This is a genomic window from Streptomyces maremycinicus, assembly GCF_001184025.1.
GTDB lineage: Bacteria > Actinomycetota > Actinomycetes > Streptomycetales > Streptomycetaceae > Streptomyces > Streptomyces maremycinicus.
Window position 1 is genome coordinate 607,492 of sequence record NZ_BBYG01000008.1, and the last position, 21,893, is coordinate 629,384.

The following is a 21,893-nucleotide window of genomic DNA, read 5'->3' on the forward strand; positions in this document are numbered from 1 at the left end:
TTCCCCCTATCCGCGCGCCCGTCGCGCCAGCTCGTGCAGCACCGTGGAGGTGGGCACGGGCGCCTGGCGGACGCCGGTCAGTTCCTGCTTGAGGTAGGTGGTGGCCGAGGCGAACTCGGCGGTGACGCCCTGCGGACGGAATCCGTGCCGGATCTCCAGCTCGCGCAACTCCGGATCATCGGAGAGGAGTCGGGCGAGCGCCCGGCCGTCGTCGGTGAGCGGCACGGCGGTGTGGTCGCTGTTGACGGTGGTGTCCGGGTAGAGCACCACCAGGTCGTCCGGCTGCTGACCGTTCGCCAGGAGGGAGGCGACCTGCGACTCGTAGACCAGGACGAGCGGGTTGCCGGCTCCGCTGGTGAAGTCACGGAAGGCCGCGTCCGTGCTGGACTGCTGGGCGCCCTGGACGCTGACCAGCTTGCGCAGCAGGGGCGCCGTGCCCTCGACCTCGGCGTCGCTCGCGACCACCTTGCCGCCGTTGGCCACGTAGGACGCGGCGGCCAGGTAGAGAGCGCCCGAGTTGGAGGTCTCCGGATCGGTGCTGGACAGATAGAGGGTGCCGGTCAACTCCCCGTACTTCGCGGCCCCCTTGAGCTGCTGCCAGGTCCGGTCCGCGCGGGCCGCGTCGAGGTAGGCGGCCATCTTCAGCGTGCCGCGGTGCTCGGCGTCCAGGGTGGCCAGGCCGTTGCCCGCGAGGACCCCGGCGGCGTTCTTGTGCGCCACGACGACGAGCGGTGAGTAGAAGGGCCGCGGGAGGGTGCCGGTCACCTCGTACTTCGCGGCGAGCTCGACGGCGGGCGCCTGGCTGCTCGGTAGCGCGAGGTCGTACCCCGCGAGGTCCAGCCCTTCCATGGCCCAGGACCCGGAGGTCTCGGCATCGACGGTGTAGCCCTTGGCGGCGAGGGTCTTCACCACGGCCGGGTCGGCGAAGAACTCCGCCTTCTCCGACCCGATCACCATGCGCACGGTCTTCGTTGCCGTGCCCTTGTCCCCATCACTGCGGCCCGCGACGACGGCGACCACCACACCCGCCGTCAGCAGTACCGCGAGGACGATTCCTGCGATGCGTCTCACAGGGGGAGCGTGCTCGCGGAACCCCACGTTCCCGGGTGGTCCGGGTGAACGGGGGGTGAAGGAGGTGACCCGGAACGCAACAGGAAGCGGAGGTTCCGATCAGGGCGGAGCAAGGGGGGATCAAGGCGGAGAGGGGGATCGGGTGGAGCGCGGGGGAGGGAGGTGGACCGCGGTGGGACCAGGGGAGGTCGGGGTGGACCGGAGCGCCTCGGGGTGGACCAGAGCGCGTCGGGACGGCGCAGGGCGCAAAAAAATGGCGCCCGGTCCGCGCGTCGCTGCGGGTGCACGCGGACCGGGGCCGTTCTCGGGTCCCCGGAGGGGAGCCCCGGCCAGGGGTGGTGCCGGGGAGGGGGTTCACCGGGAGGGTGGCCCCGGTGAGGGGTTCAGCCGGCGGTGCTCAGTTCCTTCTCCGCCAGGGCGGCCGCGTGCGCGTCCATGCGCTGGGCCGCCAGGATCGCCGCCGCGGTGTCCGCGCGGGACGCGGCGACGAGGAGGGCGCGGCCCGCCAGGGCGTGCGCCCGCTCGTGCACGGCCGCGAGGGGCGGGCCCGCCGGGTCGGCGGCGAGGGTGGAGCGGACCGGGGTCCGCCCTCCCCGCAGCCGGGTCACCTGTTGCGCGAGCCGAAGGGCCGCGGCGTCCAGGTCGGCGGAGGGTGCCGCCGCGCGCAGCTCGTCGGTGACGGCGAGCAGTGCCGCGAGATGAGCCGCGAGCTGGATGTCCAGCTCCTCCTCGCGGGAGCGGTGGGGAAAGTCCGAGGGCGTGCCGGCCATCGTGGTGCTGTGGACCGACTTGGTGCGGATCGGCTCGTACATGACGATGGCCTCCTGTGCTGTCAGGAAACCATCCTAGCTTAGATCTCGTCTAAAGTTGAGCCGTCCACAAAACCGCTGCCGTCCACAAAACCGCTGCCGTCCACAAAACCGACGCCGGGCCCGAACGGCCGACGCCGGGCCCGATCCGGTCTACGGCTGGCTGTAGCCGTCCAGGAAGCGGGCGATCCGGCCCACCGCGTCGCGCAGGTCCGTCGCCGTCGGCAGGGTGACGACCCGGAAGTGGTCCGGCTCCGGCCAGTTGAAGCCGGTGCCCTGGACGACCATGATCTTCTCCTGGCGCAGCAGGTCCAGGACCATCTGCCGGTCGTCCTTGATCTTGAAGACGGTGGGGTCCAGGCGCGGGAAGAGGTACAGCGCCCCCTTCGGGCGGACGCACGTCACGCCCGGGATCTGCGTCAGCAGCTCGTACGCCGTGTCCACCTGCTCCTTGAGCCGCCCGCCCGGCAGCACCAGGTCCTGAATCGTCTGGCGCCCGCTGAGCGCGGCCACCACGCCGTGCTGTCCCGGCATGTTCGCGCACAGGCGCATGTTCGCCAGGATCGTCAGACCCTCGATGTAGGAGTCGGCGTGCGCGCGGGGGCCGGAGATCGCCATCCAGCCGACCCGGTAGCCGGCCACCCGGTACGCCTTCGACATGCCGTTGAAGGTGAGGGTGAGCAGGTCCGGGGCGACCTTGGCGGTGGGGGTGTGCGTGGCGCCGTCGTAGAGGATCTTGTCGTAGATCTCGTCCGAGCAGACGAGGAGGTTGTGGCGGCGCGCGATGTCCGTCAGCCCGCGGATCATGGCCTCGTCGTACACCGCGCCCGTCGGGTTGTTCGGGTTGATGATGACGATCGCCTTGGTGCGGTCGGTGACCTTGCGCTCGACGTCGGCCAGGTCGGGCATCCAGTCCGACTGCTCGTCGCAGCGGTAGTGCACGGCGGTGCCGCCGGAGAGCGAGACGGCGGCGGTCCACAGCGGGTAGTCCGGGGCCGGGACCAGGACCTCGTCACCGTCGTCCAGCAGGCCCTGCATCGCCATGACGATCAGCTCGGAGACGCCGTTGCCGATGAAGACGTGCTCGACGTCGGTCTCGATGCCGAGTGTCTGGTTGTGCATCACGACGGCCCTGCGGGCGGCCAGCAGGCCCTTGGCGTCGCCGTAGCCGTGTGCCGTCGAGACGTTGCGGAGGATGTCCTCCAGGATCTCCGGCGGGCAGTCGAAGCCGAAGGCGGCCGGGTTGCCCGTGTTCAGCTTGAGGATGCGGTGACCAGCCGCTTCCAGGCGCATCGCCTCCTCGAGAACCGGGCCCCGGATCTCGTAACAGACGTTGGCGAGCTTGGTCGACTGGATCACCTGCATGACTGGGAGCTTACGGCCCGGTAACGCCTCCGGGGGCGTGTTTCCCGCCACGTGAGACGGGTGGTTTGGGAGGTTATCGCCGGTAGCTGTCCCAGGAGTCGCTCCTGTCCCTACAATCCCGGGCATGTTCAGGCCAGGTGAGAGTGGCGTGCCTCCGGTACAGCCGATCGTGTACCACCCGTACGCCGAGACCGATCCGGCCTCGTACGAGTCGTACGCCGATCCGGCGGCCGCCCACGGGTGGGAGAACGCGTACGACGAGACGGCCGAGCTGCCCCGGGTCCGCCCTTCGGAGCTCGGGTCGGCACCGGGGCTGGAGCACGGTGGTCGTGGGGACCGCCGGCGGGCCGCGCGCCGGACGTCCGGCCGCTCCTCGCGCCGGGTGAAGGCCGCCGGGGCGGCCGGGGTGGTGGCGCTGGCCGCGGTGGTCGCGGGCCTGTCCTTCTCCGGGGATCCGTCCGGGGACCGGCGCGGCGGCCAGGAAGGTGTGCGCTCGGCGTCGGACGACGTGGCGAGCCCGTCGGACGGGCCGGCCTCGGCCGCCGACGGCTCCGCCGGATCCGCGGGGTCCACCCCGTCCGCCGGGGCGCCGTCCCCGTCGGTCACGGCGACGGAGTCCCCTGCGGTCGTGGCGTCGTCCGGGGCCGCGGCCTCCGAGGAGGCGAGTGCCCCGTCCTCCGGGCAGGCGTCCGCCTCCGCCTCCGCTTCCGTATCCGGCAAGGGCAAAGGGGGCCGGGGGCGCGGCAAAGGAGGCCGATAGGCGGGTGCCGCCGGGTCGTACGGAGCCGAGCGGAAGGCATCCTTCCGGCGGCTGAAAACCCACCCTTGTCCTCACCCCTCCGCGCACTAACAATGCGCATGACAAAACTACGGGCGGCCGGAAGATCTCCGGTCGCCTCGTCGTAAGAGGGGACCCCCACATGAGAAAGCCTCTCGTTGCCGCCTTCTTCGCCCTGGCCATCGCCGGGGCGGGTGCGGCACCCGCGGTCGCCGCACCGGTGAGCGCGAAGCCCGCGACGACTTCCGCCGCCTCGGCCTCCTCGGCCTCCGCGGTCGCGGCGGACACCAAGGCCGCCGCCACGCCGGCGCTGCGGGCCGTCAACCTCGCCGGGACCGTCGCGCTCAGCAACTGTTCCGGCTCGGTCGTCCGCTTCCCGAACTCCCTGGACACCGACCCGGCGCTGGTGCTCTCCAACGGTCACTGCCTGACGACCGGCTTCCCGGAGCCCGGCGAGGTGCTCGTCAACCAGGCCTCCAGCCGCACCTTCGGCCTGCTCAACTCCGCCGGAACCCGGGTCGCGACCCTGCGCGCCAGCAAGCTGGCCTACGGGACGATGACCGACACGGACGTCTCGATCTACCAGCTCACCAGCACGTACGCCACGATCAGGAACTCCTACGGGATCTCCGCGCTGACCGTGCAGGACACCCACCCGACCGCCGGCACCGCCATCACCGTGGCGTCCGGCTACTGGAAGCGGCTCTACAGCTGCAACATCGACGGGTTCGTGTACCGCCTGAAGGAGGGGGACTGGACCTGGAAGGACTCGGTCCGTTACACCTCCGCCTGCCAGACCATCGGCGGCACCTCCGGCTCGCCGGTGATCGACCAGTCCACCGGCAAGGTCGTCGCCGTCAACAACACCGGCAACGAGGACGGCGCCCGCTGCACCGAGAACAACCCCTGTGAGGTCGACGCGAGCGGCAACGTCACCGTCCGTCAGGGCATCAACTACGCCCAGGAGACCTACCTGATCCCGGCCTGCTTCACGACCGGCAACCAGCTCAACCTGAGCGCGGCGGCCTGCACCCTGCCCAAGCCGTAGGGCTCGGGCCGCCGGGCGCGGCGTTCCGTCACACGGGACTGCGACGGACCGCCCGCCCCGCCAGCACGTCCGTGCGCCGGCCGTCCTCGATGACGAAGCGGCCGTCGATCAGGACGTGGGGGATGCCGGTGGGCAGGGTGCGCGGGGCTTCGTAGGTGGAGCCCGCCGCCACCGTGAGCGGGTCGAACAGCACCAGGTCGGCGCGGTGGCCCTCACGCACCAGCCCCCGGTCCGGCAGGCGCAGCCGCGCCGCCGGGCGGCCGGTCAGATGGGCCACGCACTCCTCCAGGGACAGGAGCCCCGACTCCCGCACGTAGTGGCCGAGGTAGCGCGGGAACGTGCCGTACGCCCGCGGGTGCGGCTTGGCGCCCGTCAGGACGCCGTCCGAGCCGCCCGTGTGGACGCGGTGGCGCATGATCGTACGGACGTTCTCCTCGTGGCCGACGTGCTGGAGGATCGTGGGGGCCAGCCGGTCCTCGACGAGGAGGCGGCGGGCCGTCGTCCAGGGTTCCTCGCCGCGCAGCAGGGCCGACGCGTGGACCGTGCGGCCCACGTGGTCCGCCAGCCGCTCGTCCCCCACGCCCGAGATCTCGATCGTGTCCCAGTCCACCGGCACTCCGTGGCAGCCGTCCGCGCCGGTCACCTCCAAGTCGTGGCGGATGCGGGCGGCCGTGTCGTCGTCCGCGAGCCGGCGCAGGATCTCCTGCGGACCGCCCTCGCTCGCCCAACTGGGCAGCAGGGCCGCCAGGGTCGTGCAGCCGGGGGTGTACGGGTAGGTGTCGAGGGTGATGTCGGCGCCGGAGTCCAGGGCCTCGTCCAGGAGGGTCAGCAGCTCCGGGGCGCGGCCCTCGTTGACCCCGAAGTTCATGGTGGCGTGGGCGAGGTGCAGCGGGCAGCCCGCCTCGCGGGTCAGCTCGACCATCTCCGCGTACGCCTCGAGCGCGCCCGCCCCGTAACTGCGGTGGTGGGGGCAGTAGTAGCCGCCGTAGGACGCCACCACGCGGCACAGTTCCGTGAGTTCGGCGCCGCCCGCGTACATGCCGGGCGTGTACGTCAGCCCGGAGGACAGGCCGACGGCGCCCTGCTCCAGCCCCTCCGCGACCAGCCGGCGCATCCGGTCCAGTTCCCGGCCGGTGGCCGGGCGGTCCTCCCAGCCGACGGCCAGGGCGCGGACCGTGCCCTGGGGGATGAGGTAGGCCGCGTTGACGGCGATGCCCCGGCCCTCGAAACCGTGGTCCAGACGGTCGAGGTACTCGCCGACCGAACGCCAGTCGAAGTCGAGGTCGTCGCCGTGGCCGTTCCAGCCGGCGATGGCCCGGCGGACCCCTTCGAGGGTGCGGTCGTCGACCGGGGCGTACGACAGCCCGTCCTGGCCGAGGACTTCGAGGGTCACGCCCTGTGCGGCCTTGGCGCTGTGGTCGGGGTCGCGCAGCAGGGCGAGGTCGCTGTGCGCGTGCATGTCGATGAAGCCGGGGGAGAGGACCAGCCCCTCCGCGTCCAGCTCCCGCACCGCCTTCGGGCGCTGGCAGCCGGCGGCCGCCGCCTCCTTCACGATCGAGACGATCCTGCCGTCGTCGATCAGCACGTCCGCGCGGTAGGAGTCCGCGCCGGTGCCGTCGACGACGTCCGCGTCCCGGATGACGAGGTCTTCCACTCCCACTCCCTAGAAGAACGTGCGGATGTAGTCGACGACGGTGCCGTCCGCCTCGGCCAGCGGGATCAGCGGCCACTTGTCGAACGACGTGCACGGGTGCGAGAGGCCCAGGCCGACCCAGTCGCCGACCTCGACGTCCGCCTCCGGGCCGGTGCGCAGCCAGGCGTGCTGGTCGGAGAGCGCGGTCACCGAGACGCCGGTGGCCGGACGTTCCGTGCCGTCGCGGCGGATCACCTGGGCGAACGGCAGGTCCAGGTCGTAGGCCGCGTCCCGCTTGCCCGCGTTGACGAACGCCTGGTCGGGCGCGGGGCGGGAGACCACCTGGGTCCACAGGCGGAACGCGGGCTCCAGCGCGCCCTCCTCGGGAACCCGGTTGAACGGGGTGAGCTTGCGGTAGTGGCCGTCGTCGTGCGAGACGTACGCGCCGGAGCGCAGCAGCTTCAGGACCGGCAGGGAGAGGCCGGGGATCCGGGCGAAGACCTCGGCCACCGAGTCGAACCAGGCGCTGCCGCCCGCGCTGACGACGATCTCCTCGGCGTCCGCGAACCGTCCCGCCTTGTCGAAGTCGGCGGCGAGGGCCACCAGGCGGAGCAGCCAGGCCCGCACCCGCTCCGGGTCGGCCCGCGGTACCTCGCCCTCGTACCCGGCGACCCCGACCAGCCGCAGCGTCGGCGCGGCGGCCACCGCGTCCGCGACCGCCGCGCACTCCGCCTCGGTGCGGACCCCGGTCCGGGCGCCCTCGCCCGCGGCCAGTTCGACGACGACGTCCAGGGGGCGCCCGGCGCCGCGCAGGGCGGCGTCCATCAGCTCGGCCCCGCGCACCGAGTCGACGTAGCAGACGAACCGGAAGCCGGGATCGGCGTCGAGCTGCGCGGAGATCCAGCGCAGGGCGGCCGGGTCCACCAGTTCGTTGGCGAGGAAGACCCGCTGGACGCCGTAGGCCCGGGCCACCCGCACCTGGTGCGGGACCGCGAGGGTGATGCCCCAGGCGCCGTGGTCGAGCTGGCGCCGGAAGAGCTGCGGGGCCATGGAGGTCTTGCCGTGCGGGGCGAAGGCGAGCCCGTGACGGGTCGCGTAGGTCTCCATGAGGGCGAGGTTGTGCGCGAGGCGCTCGGCGGAGAGGGCCAGCACCGGGGTCGCGAAGCCGTCGGTGAAGAGGTTGCGGCGCTGGGCGGCCAGCTCGCCGACGGTGAGGCCGTCGGCGTCCGGCGGGAGGCCCTTGAAGCGGTGGTCGACGCGTTCCCCGGCCAGTCGGGCGAGCGCCTCGAGTGCCTCGGTACCCATGGAACCTCCTGATCAGGAGCGTTGCACTTACTGCAACGTCCATTGCGTATATCGCTTACTGCTGTCTAACATCTCGGCCAACGCGGGGTCAACGGAGCCTCCCCAGCCTTCGGCCGGGGTGACCCCCTTCCCGCCCCGCTCGCCCGCACCAGCACAGGAGCCATGACGATCGTGACCGCCACCGGACCCTGCAACGCCCCCGACGCCGTGGACGTCGTCGCGCTCGGCGAGTCCATGGTCACCTTCCTGCCCTCCCGGCCCGGCCGCCTCGCCGACGTCCCCTCCTACGACCGGGGCATCGGCGGCGCCGAGTCCAACCTGGCCTGCGCGCTCGCGGCGGCCGGACACACGGTGCGCTGGGTCAGCCGGGTGGGTGCGGACGGGTTCGGTGATCACCTCGTCGAGACCGTCGGCTCCTACGGCGTCGACGTGAGCTGCGTACGCCGGGATCCCGACCGCCCGACCGGCGTCTACTTCCGCACCGCCGGCGACCGGGGAACCGCCGCGCACGAGGTCGCCTACTACCGGGCCGGATCGGCGGCCTCCGCGATGTCCGTCGACACCGTCGGTCTGGACGCCGTACGGGCCGGCCGGGTGCTGCACCTGACCGGGATCACCGCCGCACTCTCCGCGGACTGCCTCGGCCTGCTGCGCGAACTGACGGCCCCCCGGTCCGGCAGGCCCCTCGTCTCCTTCGACGTCAACCACCGGCCCCGGCTGTGGACGGACGGCAACAGCCCCCAGGTCCTCCTCGAACTGGCCCGCGGCGCCGACCTGGTGTTCGTGGGCGAGGACGAGGCGGCCGAGGTGTGGGGCCTGGACGGCGTCGACGCCGTACGGACCGCGTTCCCCGACCCCGAGGTGCTCGTCGTCAAACAGGGGGAGCTCGGGGCGACCGTCTTCGACCGGGAGCGCGTGCTGCACGTCCCCGCCCCGCGGGTCGACGTCGTCGCCGCCGTCGGCGCCGGGGACGCCTTCGCCGCCGGATTCCTCTCCGCCACCCTGCGCGGGCTGACCGTGCGCGACCGCCTCCGGCACGGGCACCTGATGGCCGCAGCCGCCCTCACCGTCCCCGGCGACCTCGCCGTACCGCCCTCCCGCGACGACGCCGACCGCCTCGCCGCCCTCGACGACGCCGCGTGGGGGAGACTTCGACTCGGCCCCGGCTGGACACACGCCGCAGACCGGGCCGACGAGGAGGTACGCACCCCATGAGCCAGACCGTCGACCGAGCGCTGAGCATCCTGCCGCTGCTCGCCGAGGGCCCCGCCGACCTCGGCCAGGTCGCCGACCGCCTCGGCGTGCACAAATCGACGGCCCTGCGGCTGTTGCGCACCCTGCACGAGCACGGCCTCGTCTACCGCCAGTCCGACCAGCGCTACCGCCTGGGCGCCCGTCTCTTCGCCCTCGCCCAGGAGGCGATGGAGAACCTCGACATCCGCGAGATCGCCCATCCGCACCTCGCCCGACTGAACGAGACCTGCGGACACACCGTGCACCTCGCCGTGTACGAGGAGGGTGAGGTCCTCTACATCGACAAGGTGGAGAGCCGCTACCCGGTGCGGATGTACTCACGGATCGGCAAGCCCGTCGCCATCACGGTCGCCGCCGTCGCCAAGCTGCTCCTGGCCGATCTGCCGGAGCCCGAGCGACGGGTGATCGCGGAGAAGCTCGACTACCCCCTCTACACGGCCCGTTCGACCCCCAACGCCCCCGCTTTCCTGCGCGAGCTGGAAAAGGTGCGCGAACAGGGCTGGGCCACCGACCTCGGTGGCCACGAGGAGTCCATCAACTGTGCCGCCGCCCCCATCCGGGGCGCCGACGGCCGGGTGGTCGCCGCGATGTCGGTCTCCGCGCCGAACGTCGTCGTCACCGCCGACGAACTCCTCACCCTGCTCCCGCTGGTCCGCCGCACGGCGGACGCCATCAGCGGCGAGTACTCCGGCAGAACCCCGATCAAGGAAGCCCCGAAGGAATGAGCCCGGCATGACCGAGAAGACCGCCCTCACCCCCAAGACCCACACCACCCCGCCCGCGCGGTTCTCGCACGGGGTGCGGAAGGGCAACATCCTCCAGGTCGCGGGCCAGGTCGGCTTCCTGCCGGCCGAGGAGGGCAGGCCGCCGACGCCCGCCGGCCCCACCCTGCGCGAGCAGACCCTCCAGACCCTCGCCAACGTCAAGGCGATCCTCGAGGAGGGCGGCGCGAGCTGGGACGACGCGATGATGATCCGCGTCTACCTGACGGACACGGCGCACTTCGCCGAGTTCAACGAGATCTACGACGCGTACTTCGAGGAACAGGCCCTCACCGCGCCGCCCGCGGCCCGTACGACGGTCTACGTCGGCCTGCCGGCCGGCCTCCTGGTCGAGATCGACACCCTCGCCGTCCTCGCCTGACCCCCTCCGCAGACCCGCCCCGCCCCGCCCGACCGGCCGGGCCGGGCCACCTCTCTCGGCCGTCCGGCCGGGCCGGGCCACCCTTCTCGGCCGTCCGGCCGGGCCACCCTTCTCGGCCGTCCGGCCGGGCCACCCTTCTCGGCCGTCCGGCCGGGCCACCCTTCTCGGCCGTCCGGCCGGGCCACCCTTCTCGGCCGTCCGGCCGGGCCACCCTTCTCGGCCGACCGGCCGGGCCGAGCCACCCCTCTCGGCCGACCGGTCCGGCCGAGTGACTGCTCTCGACCGACCGGCACCACCCGCTGACGGTCGGTCGGCCGACCGACCGACGGCTCTCGAACGGCCGGTTCGGCCCGGCACGTCGGCACGACCGGCCCGCCGGTCGGCGGACGCGGTCGGTGATCCGTTCCGTCAGCTCTCCCACAACGCGTTGCCTCACGGTGCGGCGTTCCCCTTCGCAGGGGGCGCCGTGCCGCGATCCCCCCTGCCCGAAAGCACCGTGAACCCCAGCAGAGGACCCCCGAATGCCCCTTCCGCTCGCGGCATCCGCCCCGGCCGAGGCCCCGCCCCACACCGGCGGCCTGCTTCTCCTGATCGACGGCACCGCAGGGCTGCTGACGGTCGCCGCCCTCGGTATCGCCCTCCTCCTCTTCCTGATCATCAAGGTCAGGATCCAGCCCTTCGTGGCCCTCCTCGCGGTCTCCATAGCCGTCGGCCTGCTGGCCGGTCTGTCCGTGACGGAACTCTTCGGCACGGTCCAGCGCTCGGACGCCGTCTCCACCATCGAGTCCGGGATGGGCGGCATCCTCGGCCATGTCGCGATCATCATCGGGCTGGGCACGATGCTCGGCGCGGTCCTCGAAGTCAGCGGTGGCGCCGAGGTGTTGGCGTCCCGGCTGCTCGGTGTGTTCGGCGAGCGGCGGGCGCCCCTCGCCATGGGACTGACCGGCCTGATCTTCGGCATCCCGGTCTTCTTCGACGTCGGCATCTTCGTGCTGGCCCCGATCGTTTACGCGGCCGCCAAGCGGGGCGGCAAGTCGATCCTGCTGTACTGCCTTCCGCTGCTGGCGGGCCTGTCGATGACCCACGCGTTCCTGCCCCCGCACCCCGGCCCGGTCGCGGCCGCCGGCCTGCTGCACGTCGACCTCGGCTGGGTCATCCTCATGGGTGTCGTCTGTGGCATCCCGGCGGTGCTGGCGGCCTGGGCGTTCTCGGCCTGGGTCGGCCGGCGCATCTTCGTCGCCGTACCGCAGGACATGGTCGAGGCGGCGGCGGAGGCCAAGCGGGCGGTCGTCGAGGAGCAGCGGGCGCAGGGCGTGGTCCCGCGCGAGGACCCGGTGCCGCTGGGCACGGTCCTCGGGATCATCGGTACACCGCTGGTGCTGATCCTCGCCGCCACGTTCTCCTCGATCGCCCTGGACCCGTCCACCGTCCGCTCGGTGATCGAGTTCTTCGGCAGCCCGTTCGTGGCGCTCACCATCGCCCTGCTCCTCGCCTACTACCTGCTCGGCATCCGGCGCGGCTGGTCCCGCAAGTCGCTGGAGACGGTCTCGACGGCCTCGCTCAAGCCGGTCGGCAACATCCTGCTGGTCGTCGGGGCGGGCGGGATCTTCGGCGCCGTCCTGAAGGCGAGCGGAGTGGCCCAGGCGCTCTCGGACACCTTCAACGACGTGGGCCTTCCGGTGATCGTCCTCTCCTACCTGATCTCGGTGGTGCTGAGGGTCGCCCAGGGCTCGGCGACGGTGGCGATCGTGACGACCGCGGGCATCGTGGCGCCGCTGCTCGCCGAGGGCGACCACTCCCAGGCCTTCGTGGCCCTCGTCATCATGGCCATCTCGGCGGGTTCCATCTTCGCCTCGCACGTCAACGACGGCGGGTTCTGGATGGTGGCCAAGTACTTCGGCATCAGCGAGCGCGACACCCTGAAGACCTGGACCGTGCTGGAGACGGTGCTGTCGGTGGCCGGGTTCGTGATGGCGGCCGGAATGAGCCTCTTCGTGTAGGGCTCCGGTAACGAAGTCAGGGGCTGACTGTGTCCGGCACAGGATCTTCGACCATACTGCCCGCTGTGGAGCAGCGCATAGGTTCGAGCAGCCAGCCCCTGGAGGGCGCCGGGTTCGACCCGGCATTCATCCCCGGGCTCACGTCGCCCGTGACCGCGGAGCCGGAGGACAGGAAGCCGGCCGAGGACGACGGCGTCGACGCCGTCGGGCCCGAAGCGGAGAAGGAGGAGTCAGCGGCGCCCGAGCGCCCGGACGCGTCGGCGGAGCCGGCCACGTCCGACGGGTCCGACGAGCCGGACGACTCCTTCGAGCCGGTCGAGGGACCCGTCTTCGAGGCCGCCGACCGCCGGGCGCGGATCGCCGCCGACGCCAAGGGCGTCCGGCTCCGCCTCGACGAGGAGTCCTGCGAGTTCCGCTGGGACGAGATCGGCGCGGTCGAGACCGAGGCGCCGCGTTTCGGCAAGCGGTTCACCATCACGGTGCACACCCCTGACCGCCGCTGGTACCCGATCGAGATCGAGGCGACGGCCAGGTCCCGCTTCAAGGAGTGGGAGGAGCAGCTGGACGCGGTCCTCGACGCCTACTTCGAGGACGGGGAAGCCGAAGCGGAAGCGGGCGCCGAGGACGAGGTCGTCACAGCCGCCGACGCCGACGCCGACGTCAAGGACGCCGACGCCGACGTCAAGGACGCCGACGCCGACGTCAAGGACGCGGGCTAGACGCAGTACTGGCTCTGCTTCCCGATGGACCGGTACATACAGTCCGCGTTCTCGAGAAGCTGGAGCACCGCGTCCCGGTTGCGGGAGGTCTCCCGCTCGATGATCTCGTCGGGCGGGTAGAACCCTCCTCCGGAGGAGGACGACGGATACATCTCGAAGGTGTACGAGAAGATCTTCTGCGTACCCCAGAGATAGTCGTCGATCGACCCGTCGGTGATGTACAGGTCGCTGGACTGCTCGGGGGTGTACCCGTTGCTCGCGGCCATCTTCTGCCCGACGGCCTTGAACGCGGCGTTGTCGTCCGCGGTCATCCCGGTCGCCGTGTCCGCGGTGGTGTAGCCGAACGGCCACAGCACCAGCTGGCTGTACGTGTGGAAGTCGATCCCGGCGGTGATCTGCTGCTTCCCGCCCACGATCCGGCTGCGCACGAAGTCGGCGACGACCTTCACCTCGGGTGCGGACTCGGCCGCCGTGCCGCGGTAGGTCTCGGAGGACGTGGACCCCGAAGAGCCGCCGCAGCAGCCGAACTTGTAGTTCCAGTTCCGGTTGAGGTCCGTACCGACGTACGAGGAGCCGGAGTTGGGCTGCCGGTTCTTGCGCCACGAGCGGTACGAGCCGGTGGCGATGTCGTACTCGCCGCCGTCCGGATTGAGGTCGGGCACGATCCAGATCTCGCGGCCGTTGACCATGCCGGTGACGCGGGAGTCGGAGCCGTAGCCCGCGCCCAGCTCACGGATCAGGTACAGCGCCATCTCCACGGTGAGGTGCTCGCGGGCGTGCTGGTGGTGGGTGAACAGCACCTCCGGCTCGGCCTCGTCGGTGGCGACGTTGTCGCTGATCTTGACGGCCACGATGTCGCGGCCCTGGTAGGACTTGCCGATGACCCGTTTGCTCATGATGCCCGGGTAGGCGGCGATGCGCTGGTCGATCTCCGCCGTCATCTCGGCGTAGTTGTGGTACTTCGAGTCGGCGGTCGGGAAGTCGAACAGCCGCACCTCGTCCTCGGCGACACGGTCGGGCGCCGAGCCCAGCAGGGAGACCTCGTACCCCTGCGCGCGCAGCTTCCTCACCTGGTCGGCGCGGCCGGAGACCACGACGGTCTCCTCGTCGGCCTCGTCGACGCTCACCCCGGAGGCGGCGATCGCGGTGCGCGTCTGCGGGGTGCTGTGGTGGACGTGGATCTCGTACTGGCGGATGTCGTCGGCGGAGGGTGCCGCCTTCGGGGCGCTGCCGGCCGCCGCGTCGGTGACGGTCGCCGAGACCGGTGCGGCGAGAGCGAGGGCGAGCAGTGCGGCGAGGACGGTGGTCCGTCTGCCGCCGCGGGCGTTTGTGGCGCCGGCGCCTGAGCCGCGAATGCGAAGTCGCATGAACTCTCCTTGTGGGGAGCCGGGTTGTGGGGGGCTGTGCGCTTGCTGTGTGCGGCGGTGCGGTGCCGCTCATCGTCGGGGCATGGCATGAGCAGGTCAAGAGAGGCCAGAGAGTCGCTGGCCGAAATCATGCGGAATTGCGACAGCGACCGGCCGCGCAGTGTATCCACGCCGGAGCCGGCCGGGAGTGCGCCCCGGCCGCGCGTGTCGCGCGCCGGGCCGGCGGCGGCAGGACGGGGGTCGCCCGGTGGCCGAGGCGCGACGCAGTGTGAGCACATCGGGTGGAGATCGCGCCCGCACCCTTGCCGGAGCGGCTTCTTTAGGTTTTCTTGACCCCCATGGCGGACACCACGGAACCCCCCACGGGAAACCCCACGCACACCGCGGCACCATCCGGCATCGACAACGCGCCTCCCCGCAGATCCAGTTGGAAGTACATCGGCCCCGGCATCGTCGTCGCCGCCACCGGCGTCGGCGCCGGCGACCTGGTGGCCACCCTCATCGCCGGCAGCAACTTCGGCTACACCCTGCTCTGGGCGGCGGTCGTCGGCTGCCTGGTCAAGATCTCCCTGGCCGAGGCGGCCGGCCGCTGGCATCTCTCCACCGGCCGCACCCTCTTCGACGGCTGGGCGAGCCTCGGCCGCTGGACGACATGGTTCTTCGTCGTCTACGTCGTCGTCTGGGGCTTCGTCTACGGCGCGGCGGCGATGTCGTCGAGCGCGCTGCCGCTCCAGGCGCTGTTCCCGGACGTGATGGACCTCGAGGCGTGGGCCGTCGCCTGCGGTCTGGTGGGCCTGGTGTTCGTCTGGTTCAACAAGTACGCCGTCTTCGAGAAGGTCATGACCGTCCTGGTGGGCGTCATGTTCGTGGTGACGGTGTACCTGGCGATCCGGGTCACCCCGAACCTCGGTGACGCCTTCGCGGGCCTGCTGCCCGTCCTGCCGGACGAGAAGGACTCCGTCCTCAACACCCTGGGCCTGATCGGCGGCGTGGGCGGCACCATCACCCTCGCCGCGTACGGCTACTGGGTCAACGCCAAGGGCTGGACGAACACGGGCTGGATGAAGGTGATGCGGCTCGACAACCGGGTCGCGTACGTGACGACCGGCATCTTCGTCGTCGCCATGCTGTTCGTCGGCGCGGAACTGCTGCACTCCGCGAACGTGGCGATCGCGAGCGGCGACAAGGGGCTCGTCCAGCTGAGCGGCATCCTGGAGGCGGAGTACGGCACGGCCACCGCCAAGTTCTTCCTGATCGGCTTCTTCGCCACCTCCTTCACCTCCCTGATCGGCGTCTGGCACGGCGTGAGCCTGATGTTCGCCGACTTCGTGGCGGGCTTCCGCGGCCGCGGCGGCGCGAGCGGGGCGGAGGTCGCCTCCGGCGAGCGGGAGCGCTCCTGGCCCTTCCGCGCCTATCTGCTGTGGCTGACCTTCCCCCCGATGGTGCTGCTCTTCCAGGGCCAGCCGTTCCGCCTGATCATCCTGTACGGCGTGCTGGGCGCGGCCTTCCTGCCGTTCCTGGCCGGAACGCTGCTGTGGCTGCTCAACTCCTCCCGCACACCGGGGGAGTGGCGCAACGGACTGCTGAGCAACGCCATGCTGGTGCTGGCGGGACTGCTGTTCCTGGTGCTGTGCGTCAAGCAGATCTGGGACCAGCCGTGGTCGGAGTTCCTCTGAGGCGGACGCCTCGGACGCGTCCGACACCCCGGACCCGCCCGGCCCCGAGGGCCGGTCCGTCCCGGTTCCGCGTCCCTCCGCCTCAGCCGCCGAGGACGTCCCAGCGCGGGCTGAGGGCGATCTCCCGCAACTGGGCGACGGTGAGCGGCGGCGTCGGGCGGGTGGCGGCCGTCGACTGGCTGCCCGAGTTGAACGCGCTGATCACCACACGCCTGCCGTCGCCGCGCATGGTGTCGGCGGTCCACATCACGACCCCCTCGCCGCCCTTCTCGCCGGGCCCTTGGCTCGTGGCGACGCGGGTGCCGTCGGGGAGGGTCTCGGCGTCGGAGCCGTACAGCCGGCCGGCGACGTCGGCCATGTTCAGCTGGAGGTTGACCTGGAGATAGCTCTTGCCCTTGCCGTCGTCCACGACGACGTACACGAAGCCCTCCTGGCCGCCGCTGGAGACGATCTTCAGCTTCTCGGGGAGCGTGTCCCGCAGGACGGCGAGCATCCGCTGGAACTGCACGCCCGCCTCGCCCTGCGGAGCCGACGGGGCGCGATGCGCCTTTTCCTCGGGGACGGCGGCGATGATCCGCCGCCATTCGGCGGCCGTGGCCAGCGTCTTCAACTGCGCGGTGGACAGCGGCGGTTCCGGACGGCTGACCGGCTCGCCCTTCTCCGCGGCGGCGTTCCACTCGATGACGCTCACATGGTGCCCGGCCGGGGTGACCAGGTCCGCGCCCCACGCCTTGGTCTCCTCACGGCGGTCGGGATACTCGTAGCCCTGGTAGACGGTGAGCGCGGACCCGTCGCTCAGCAGCTCGGTCCGGCAGCTGTCGAGGCCCGTCTGCTCACCGTCCGGGCACGGCATCACGGCGGCGGACGGATCGATCTCCCCCGCGTCCGCCGGGATCCGGTCCAGCCCCACCGAGACGGACCCCTCGCCCTTGCCGTCGTCGAACACGCCCACCGCGAGCGGCGGCAGCTGCTCGCCCGTGCCGCGCGCCGCCGTCCTGCTGAACTTCCCCTCGGGCAGCAGCTTCCGGAGGGTGCGGACGACGTCGTCGGCGGAGTAGGAGGCCTTCGTGCCGCCGCCGGTCGCGGCGACGGAGGAGGGGCGTGGGGCGGGCGCGCCGTCCCACGGCACGAGCAGCGCCCCGCCCACGCCCACCAGGGCGAGGGCGGTCGTGCTCCCGGCGATCGTGGCGCGGCGCAGCAGCTGGATGCGGCGGCCGCGTGCCGCCCCGGCCGTGGCGAGACCGGTGCGGGGGGAGTCGAAGGTCCCGCCCGCCTGGCGCAGGGCGGCGGAGAGACGGTTCTCGAAGGGATCGCCGTGCTGGTCTGCGGGCATGGTGAACCACCGTTTCTACGAGCTCGGAGTGAAGTCGGGGGTTGGAGGGGGCGTCGGGGCGTCGGGTCGGGGGCGTGGGGGGCCGGGCTCAGGGGCGGGCGTACGTGCCGATGTCCTCGCCGAGCAGGTCCCGCAACCGGCCCAGCGCCCGTGAGCAGCGCGTCCGGACGGCCGCCGAACTCGCGTTCATCGCGCCCGCGGTCTCCTCGATCGAGCGGTCCTCCCAGTACCGCAGGACCACCACCGCCCGGTCCTTGGCGGGCAGCCGGCCGAGGGCCTGCATCAGGGTCAGCCGGAGCGGGGTGTCGGGGCCGCCGCCGTCGGCCACGTCCGGGAACATCTCCACGGCCCGTTCGCCACTGCTGCGCCGCCGCTGGTGGGCGAGGAAGACGCGGGTGAGGACGGTCTGCGCGTAACCCGCCGGGTTGTCGAGCCGGGACACCCGCCCCCAGCGGACGTACAGCTTGCCGAGGGTCTCCTGGACCAGATCCTCCGCCAGGTGCGTGTCCCCGGCGGTGAGCAGACACGCCGACCGGTACAGATGCCCGGTGCGCGCCGCCGCGAACTCGGCGTACTCGTCCGCGCGGGCGGCCTGCCTCATGAGTGTCCCCCAGTGTCGGTTGCCGTGCTGTCCTCACCTCACTAATGCCGTGGGGTGCGGGAAATGTTTCAGGGGAGACCGAAAGTGGCCGCACAGGATCGCGGGGGTACTTTTTCCGTTGTGACAGACCAGCCGCAGCCGACTCCGCCCGCACCGCCCCCGCAACCGGGCTTCGGCCCGCCCTTGCCGCAGTACGCCCCCGGTGGTCCGCCGCCGCCCCCGTCCCCGGCTCCGTACGTGCCGCCGCCGTACACCCCGTCCCCGTACGCCGCGCAGCCGTACGCCCCGCAGGCGTACGCCCCGCAGGCGTACGCCCCGCAGGCGTACGCCCCGCAGGCGTACGCCCCGCAGGCGGAGCCGCCGCCGGGCCCGGAGTTCCTCGCGGTCGACAAGCACAACTCGGTCGTCGTGGACGCGGCGGGCGTCGCCTTCGAGATGTACGACATCACGGTCGAGTTCCCCTGGCCCGAGATCCGCAGCGTCCACTACAAGGCGAGCCCGGACGGCAAGGCCCTCATGGTCGCCGTGGTCCACCTGGACGGCAGGGTCTACGAGTGCGTGGTGACGGCGAAGCCGCGGGATCGGATGCAGGGCTGCTTCGCGCAACTGGCCTGGGTGCTGGGCCACTACCGGCCGACGGGGTACTAGCCGACCCGACCCGACCCGCTGCCCCGACCCGCCGCGACCGACCCGCCCCGACCGGCACGAGTCGGCCCGGCACGAGTCGGCCCGGCACGAGTCGGCCCGGCACGAGTCGGCCCCGCACGCGGCAAGGGTGCCGCCCACGGTCTCCCGTGCGGCGACACCCTCCCTCACCCGTTGTCCGCAGTCACCCGGCGCCTGCCGCCACCCGGTGCCTCGCGGCTACGGCAGTGCGTGCACGTGCGGGCCGACGGCCGCCGACCACGCGTTGCCCGCCGACGCGTCCCAGTTCGTCGACCAGGTCATCGCGCCCCGCAGGCCGGGATACGTCTTCGACGGCTTGAAGGAACCGCAGCCGGTGCCCTTGGTGAGGCAGTCCAGCGCGTTGTTGACCACCGTCGGCGACACGTATCCGCTGCCCGCGCCGCTCGTCGAGGCCGGCAGGCCCAGGCCCACCTGGGACGGGTCCAGGCCGCCCTCCAGCTGGATGCAGGCCAGCGCCGTCAGGAAGTCCACCGAGCCCTGGCTGTACACCTTGCCGTCACAGCCCAGCATCGAACCGCTGTTGTAGTACTGCATGTTGACGACGGTGAGGATGTCCTTCACGTTCAGCGCCGTCTGGAAGTAGCCGTTCGACGTCGACTGCATGTCGATGGTCTGCGGGGCCATCGTCAGGACCAGACCCGGCCCCGCCTTCGACGACAGGGACCGCAGCGCCTGCGACATGTACGTCGCGTTCAGGCCGTTCTCCAGGTCGATGTCGACGCCGTCGAAGCCGTACGTCTGCATCAGCGAGTACACCGAGTTCGCGAAGTTCGTCGCGGACGTCGGGTCGTTGACCGACACCGTGCCGTTCTGGCCGCCCACCGAGACGATGACCTTCTTGCCGGCCGCCTGCTTCGCCTTGATGTCCGCCTTGAACTGGTCCACCGTGTAGCCGCCGAGGCCCGCCGAGTCCAGGTTGAAGGTCACGGCGCCCGGCGTCGTCGTCGCGTCCGCGAAGGCCACGGCGATGATGTCGTACTGGGAGGAGACGGCCGAGATCTTCTGGACGGTCGCCCCGTTGTTGAAGTTCTGCCAGTAGCCGGTCACGGCGTGCTTGGGCACGCTCCCGCCCCCGGTGCCGGTCGCGGTCGTGGTGCCCGTGACCGCCGTGGACTTCACCGACTCGCCCGCCGCGTTGGTCGCGGTGACCTGGAAGCTGTACGACGTCGAGGCCGCGAGGCCGGTCACGGTCGCCGAGGTCCCCGTCACCGCCGTCACCTTCGTGCCGCCCCGGTAGACCGAGTAACCGGTCGCGCCCGAGACGGCGTTCCAGGAGAGGGACACGGACGACGAGGTCGTGCCCGAGACGGCCAGACCGGCGGGCGCGCCCGGCACGGTCGGGGCCGGGTCGCCGCCCCCGCCGCCGTCGGGGCCGTACACCGACACGTCGTCCGCGTAGTACGCCGCCTGGCCGTACCAGCCGTGCGTGTACACCGTCACCGAGGTGGTCGAGGCGCCGGTGGTGAAGTTCGTCGACAGCTGCTTCCACGCCGCCGAGTCGGGTGTCCAGGTCGAGACGTCCGTCGTCCCGGTGCCGGTCACCCCCAGGTAGGTGTAGCCGCCCTGGACCCACGCGCTCAGCGTGTAGGTCGAGTTGGGCTTCACGGCCACCGTCTGGGCGCACCGGGCGTTGTCCTGCCCGGCCGGGGTGGCCTTCAGCGCGGCCGCGCCGGCGTGCACCGGCGAGGAGACGGTCGTACCGCTGCCCGCCGAACAGGTCCAGTTGGCCAGGCCGGACTCGAAGCCGGCGTTCCTGGCGTTGTTCAGGTCCGCGGCGGACGCCTGAGCCGCGCCCGTCATGGACAGGGCGAGGGCGGCGGCGAGGACGCCCGCGGCTCCCGACCCGAGTCGTGTCGTTCTTTTCAGTGGGGACATGACAGTAAGTTGGTCCAGACCAATTCTGTTGTCAAGAGGTCCGGCCGTGGAGGGCCGGTGGAGGGCGCGGGTGCGTAACCTGCCCCGATTTGACGGGACTTGCGCGAAGAAGAGTTGCTTGGCAGCCAGGGAAAGCTGTTCTCCGGCCACAGAGGCGTGGATACAGTGCTGAGGTAGTCACGCAATGAAGTCACCCCGGTGCACCGGAGTAACGCCGGTGGGCCGGACCGCGGGAATCGGGGAGCTGCGCGTGCCAACAGCCATTGCCGTGACCGGAGCCGATCTGGCGCTGCCGCCGCAGGACGAACGCACCCTGCCCGCCACCGTGCTCGCCGAGCTCGACCGACTGCCGCTGGACCGCGCCCTCGCCGAGGTCCAGACCCTCGTCGATCAGTACGGACACGTGATCGTCGTGTACTCACGGTCCGTCCCCGCCGCCGTCGAGCAACGGCTGCACACCATCCGCTCCCTCCTGGAGAGCGACCGCATCGCGCTCTTCCGCCCCGACCTTCCACCGCTCGCGGTGGCCGTCCTCGCCCGCCAGCTGCGTCAACTGGCCTCCTGCGACCTCGGACCCGGCGTCCTCGCCTCCGCGGGGCGGCTGCTCACCCACTACCTCCACGCGGGCGCGCTGCTCGGCTCGGTCACCCGCCTGGACCGGGTACCGGTGGTCGGCCTGAAGTCGCATGCCAGGTCATGGGTTCCGGGTAGTCAGTTCGGTGTGCTCGCCCACCCGCAGCCGGAACTGGTCAAGGCCACTCCCGAAACGGTCCTGCCCGGACCGGAGTTCGGTACCTGGCTGCTCGTCGCCCGCGGACCGCTCCAGTCCGACTGGGTCACCGACGTCCTCGCCCCCGCCTGGAACGTCCAGGGGCTGCGCGAGACACACCTGCCCGCCGAGTCCGCCGACTGGTGGGGCACCGCCAAGGCGATCGAGTTCTGCGCCTACCTGCCCGACCTCTCGGTCCTCTACCAGCTGGTGACCTCCGTCCGGCAGGGCGTCTGCCACTGGTGCGGCATCGACGTCATCGGCGACCGCTGCGTCTTCTGCTCCGCGACCCCGCCGCCCCCCTCCGACCTCACCTCCCGCCCCGCCGCCCGCGCGCTCACCGCGGGCGACTGAACGGCCCGCCCGAACCAGCTCGCCCCACCCAGCTCGACAGAACGGCCCGCCCGAACCAGCTCGACCTGTACGCCTGTTCCCGTCCGCTCGACCCGACCCCCAACGA

At 71.7% G+C, this 21,893-nt stretch carries 20 protein-coding genes; 10 read left to right on the plus strand and 10 right to left on the minus strand.

The annotated features are described in order from the left end of the window. Positions 1-6: 6 nt before the first annotated feature. The 3 genes from AOQ37_RS02860 to AOQ37_RS02870 form a co-directional block, all read right to left on the minus strand. On the minus strand, positions 7-1,071 hold the full coding sequence (locus tag AOQ37_RS02860) for a hypothetical protein (RefSeq protein WP_062640743.1): 1,065 nt from the start codon (positions 1,069-1,071) through the stop codon (positions 7-9). Positions 1,072-1,454: 383 nt separating this feature from the next. Then, positions 1,455-1,883, minus strand: a complete 429-nt coding sequence (locus tag AOQ37_RS02865) for an SCO4983 family protein (RefSeq protein WP_062640745.1) — start codon at positions 1,881-1,883, stop codon at positions 1,455-1,457. Positions 1,884-2,033: 150 nt separating this feature from the next. After that, positions 2,034-3,245 carry a pyridoxal phosphate-dependent aminotransferase gene (locus tag AOQ37_RS02870; protein WP_062640747.1) on the minus strand — a complete coding sequence of 404 codons (1,212 nt, stop codon included), beginning with the start codon at positions 3,243-3,245 and terminating at the stop codon, positions 2,034-2,036. A gap of 124 nt (positions 3,246-3,369) precedes the next feature. Between AOQ37_RS02870 and AOQ37_RS02875 the strand changes: the two genes are divergently transcribed. Then, positions 3,370-4,005 (plus strand): hypothetical protein, encoded by a 636-nt coding sequence (locus AOQ37_RS02875; protein ID WP_063781099.1) that lies wholly within the window; start codon positions 3,370-3,372, stop codon positions 4,003-4,005. A 160-nt stretch (positions 4,006-4,165) separates the two neighbouring features. Further along, entirely contained in the window at positions 4,166-5,071 is a 906-nt protein-coding gene (locus tag AOQ37_RS02880) for a S1 family peptidase (protein WP_062640751.1), read from the plus strand. A 28-nt stretch (positions 5,072-5,099) separates the two neighbouring features. Here AOQ37_RS02880 and AOQ37_RS02885 read toward each other — a convergent pair whose 3' ends face one another. Together AOQ37_RS02885 and AOQ37_RS02890 are read right to left on the minus strand one after the other, a co-directional pair. After that, complete coding sequence (locus AOQ37_RS02885) at positions 5,100-6,725, minus strand: N-acyl-D-amino-acid deacylase family protein (protein WP_062640753.1); 1,626 nt, start codon at positions 6,723-6,725, stop codon at positions 5,100-5,102. Positions 6,726-6,734: 9 nt separating this feature from the next. After that, the gene (locus AOQ37_RS02890) at positions 6,735-8,009 is read right to left on the minus strand and encodes an amino acid deaminase (protein WP_062640755.1); all 1,275 of its coding nucleotides are present in this window, start codon (positions 8,007-8,009) and stop codon (positions 6,735-6,737) included. Positions 8,010-8,171: 162 nt separating this feature from the next. On the opposite strand from AOQ37_RS02890, the gene AOQ37_RS02895 reads away from it, so the two are divergent. From AOQ37_RS02895 to AOQ37_RS02915, 5 genes are all read left to right on the plus strand, one after another. Further along, positions 8,172-9,224, plus strand: coding sequence for a sugar kinase (locus AOQ37_RS02895; protein WP_107085077.1), 1,053 nt, complete (start codon positions 8,172-8,174; stop codon positions 9,222-9,224). Then, a complete protein-coding gene (locus tag AOQ37_RS02900; protein ID WP_020128061.1) occupies positions 9,221-9,988 on the plus strand; it encodes an IclR family transcriptional regulator in 768 nt (255 codons plus the stop codon). The genes AOQ37_RS02895 and AOQ37_RS02900 overlap by 4 nt, the downstream gene beginning before the upstream one ends. Before the next feature lie 7 nt (positions 9,989-9,995). Beyond that, entirely contained in the window at positions 9,996-10,406 is a 411-nt protein-coding gene (locus AOQ37_RS02905; protein WP_062640757.1) for a RidA family protein, read from the plus strand. A gap of 521 nt (positions 10,407-10,927) precedes the next feature. Beyond that, complete coding sequence (locus tag AOQ37_RS02910; RefSeq protein WP_062640759.1) at positions 10,928-12,406, plus strand: GntP family permease; 1,479 nt, start codon at positions 10,928-10,930, stop codon at positions 12,404-12,406. Between the two features lie 65 nt (positions 12,407-12,471). Further along, positions 12,472-13,125 carry a hypothetical protein gene (locus AOQ37_RS02915; protein WP_062640761.1) on the plus strand — a complete coding sequence of 218 codons (654 nt, stop codon included), beginning with the start codon at positions 12,472-12,474 and terminating at the stop codon, positions 13,123-13,125. On the opposite strand, the gene AOQ37_RS02920 is transcribed toward AOQ37_RS02915, so the two are convergent. Beyond that, positions 13,122-14,492, minus strand: coding sequence for a M14 family metallopeptidase (locus tag AOQ37_RS02920; RefSeq protein ID WP_062640764.1), 1,371 nt, complete (start codon positions 14,490-14,492; stop codon positions 13,122-13,124). The two genes, AOQ37_RS02915 and AOQ37_RS02920, sit on opposite strands and share 4 nt — an antisense overlap. A 338-nt stretch (positions 14,493-14,830) precedes the next feature. Between AOQ37_RS02920 and AOQ37_RS02925 the strand changes: the two genes are divergently transcribed. Further along, the gene (locus AOQ37_RS02925; RefSeq protein WP_062640766.1) at positions 14,831-16,168 is read left to right on the plus strand and encodes an Nramp family divalent metal transporter; all 1,338 of its coding nucleotides are present in this window, start codon (positions 14,831-14,833) and stop codon (positions 16,166-16,168) included. Positions 16,169-16,250: 82 nt separating this feature from the next. Here AOQ37_RS02925 and AOQ37_RS02930 read toward each other — a convergent pair whose 3' ends face one another. From AOQ37_RS02930 to AOQ37_RS42055, 3 genes are all read right to left on the minus strand, one after another. Next, positions 16,251-17,501, minus strand: coding sequence for a hypothetical protein (locus AOQ37_RS02930; RefSeq protein WP_062640768.1), 1,251 nt, complete (start codon positions 17,499-17,501; stop codon positions 16,251-16,253). Positions 17,502-17,589: 88 nt separating this feature from the next. Beyond that, a complete protein-coding gene (locus tag AOQ37_RS02935) occupies positions 17,590-18,102 on the minus strand; it encodes a SigE family RNA polymerase sigma factor (protein WP_062640769.1) in 513 nt (170 codons plus the stop codon). 33 nt (positions 18,103-18,135) lie between these two features. Beyond that, positions 18,136-18,453 carry a pentapeptide repeat-containing protein gene (locus tag AOQ37_RS42055; RefSeq protein ID WP_374701475.1) on the minus strand — a complete coding sequence of 106 codons (318 nt, stop codon included), beginning with the start codon at positions 18,451-18,453 and terminating at the stop codon, positions 18,136-18,138. On the opposite strand from AOQ37_RS42055, the gene AOQ37_RS41040 reads away from it, so the two are divergent. After that, positions 18,340-18,750, plus strand: a complete 411-nt coding sequence (locus tag AOQ37_RS41040) for a hypothetical protein (protein ID WP_374701476.1) — start codon at positions 18,340-18,342, stop codon at positions 18,748-18,750. The two genes, AOQ37_RS42055 and AOQ37_RS41040, sit on opposite strands and share 114 nt — an antisense overlap. 216 nt (positions 18,751-18,966) lie before the next feature. Here AOQ37_RS41040 and AOQ37_RS02945 read toward each other — a convergent pair whose 3' ends face one another. Then, positions 18,967-20,664 carry a chitinase gene (locus tag AOQ37_RS02945; RefSeq protein WP_078889952.1) on the minus strand — a complete coding sequence of 566 codons (1,698 nt, stop codon included), beginning with the start codon at positions 20,662-20,664 and terminating at the stop codon, positions 18,967-18,969. A 250-nt stretch (positions 20,665-20,914) separates the two neighbouring features. Between AOQ37_RS02945 and AOQ37_RS02950 the strand changes: the two genes are divergently transcribed. Next, entirely contained in the window at positions 20,915-21,787 is an 873-nt protein-coding gene (locus tag AOQ37_RS02950) for a hypothetical protein (protein WP_199824917.1), read from the plus strand. Positions 21,788-21,893 lie beyond the last annotated feature (106 nt).